At 62.3% G+C, this 1,872-nt stretch carries 1 protein-coding gene; it reads left to right on the top strand.

Annotated elements, in window-relative coordinates:
• Window positions 1-6: 6 nt before the first annotated feature.
• On the top strand, window positions 7-1,872 hold a 1,866-nt coding region (locus tag E3O25_RS12315), incomplete at its 3' end, for a primary-amine oxidase (RefSeq protein WP_134361285.1).

Here is a 1,872-nt window from a genome sequence, read left to right on the forward strand (position 1 = left end):
ACTGAAATTGTTGTCGGGGCGCACCCGCTTGATCCGTTGTCCCGTGCCGAGATTTCTCGCGCGGTCGCCATTCTCAAGAATGGGCCGGCGGCGGCTGAGACGTTCCGCTTCATCAGTGTTGAGCTGCGGGAACCGTCCAAGCATGCTCTGCGGGCCGGCACGGAGACCGAGCGTGAGGCTGATTCGGTGCTCATCGACCGGGCCACGGGCGACGCGTTCGAAGCGATCATCAACCTCGATTCCGGCATCGTCACGACGTGGACCCAGTTGGCATCGGGCGTGCAGCCGCCGTTCATGCTGGACGAGTTCGCCGAGTGCGAGATCAACTGCAAGAAGGACCCGCGCGTTGTCGAGGCGTTGACTGCCCGCGGCATCACCAACCTGGACCTGGTCTGCTTTGAGCCGTGGTCGGTTGGCTGGTTCGGAGAAGACGCTGAAGGTCGACGCCTGATGCGCGCTCTCGTCTTCGTTCGGCAGGATCCTGACGACAGCCCCTATGCCCACCCGATCGAGAACTTCGTCGTCATCTACGACCTCACCTCCGGCACGGTCGCCAAGGTTGAAGACGCCGAAGCTATCCCGGTGCCCTCGGCTGCCGGCAACTACCTGCCCAAGTATGTCGGGCCGGCTCGCACCGACCTCAAGCCCATTTCCATCACCCAGCCCGAAGGTGCGTCCTTCACGGTGACGGGTAACCATGTGCGGTGGGCCGACTGGTCCTTCCGCGTGGGTTTCACACCGCGTGAGGGCCTGGTGCTGCACCAGCTCAAGTTCCGCAACAAGGGCACGGACCGATCCGTCATCAACCGCGCGTCCCTGGCAGAGATGGTCGTTCCCTACGGCGACCCGGCTCCCGTGCAGGCCAAGAAGAATGCCTTCGACTCCGGCGAATACAACATCGGCAACATGGCTAACTCGCTCAAGCTCGGCTGCGACTGCCTGGGTGAGATCAAGTACTTCGATGGCATCACGACCGACAGCCACGGCAACCCGATGACCATCGAAAACGCCATCTGCATGCACGAAGAAGACGACAGCATCATGTGGAAGCATTTCGACTTCCGCGAAGGTACTGCCGAAGTTCGACGCAGCCGCAAACTCGTGATCTCCTTCATCGCGACAGTCGCCAACTACGAGTACGCGTTCTACTGGCACCTCTTTCTTGACGGCAGCATCGAGTTTTTGGTCAAGGCCACGGGAATTCTGTCGACGGCCGCCCAGAACCCGGGCGAAAAGACCCCATACGGCCAGGCGCTCAACAACGACGGCCTCTACGGCCCCATCCACCAGCACCTCTTCAACGTGCGGATGGACTTTGAGCTTGACGGTCCGCTGAACTCCGTCTACGAGGTCGACACCGAGATCCCGGCCGACAACCCCACCCTCACCGCGTTCCGTGCGGTTGATCGACTGCTCGAAACCGAGCAGGCGGCAATCCGCAAGGCCGACAGCTCCAAGCACCGCTTCTGGAAGGTCGCCAACCGCGACAGCAAGAACCTGGTCAACGAGCCGGTGGCCTACCGCCTCATCCCCACGAATGCGATCACCCTGGCCGCCGACGAGCGTTCCCACGTGAGTCAGCGCGCTCAGTTTGCTCGCAACAACCTGTGGGTGACCGCTTACGACCGGGCCGAGCGTTTTCCGGCTGGCGAGTTCCCGAACCAGAGCACCGGCGGCGATGGCCTGCCCACGTGGACCCTCGCCGACCGGAACATCGTCGACCAGGATCTCGTCGTCTGGTACACCTTCGGAATGCACCACGTCGTGCGCCTCGAAGACTGGCCCGTCATGCCCCGCCAAAACATCGGCTTCATGATCGAACCCCACGGCTTCTTCGACGAAAACCCCACCCTCAACCTCCCCGAGTCCGAG

Source organism: Cryobacterium sp. TMT1-3 (assembly GCF_004402315.1).
Lineage (GTDB): Bacteria > Actinomycetota > Actinomycetes > Actinomycetales > Microbacteriaceae > Cryobacterium > Cryobacterium luteum.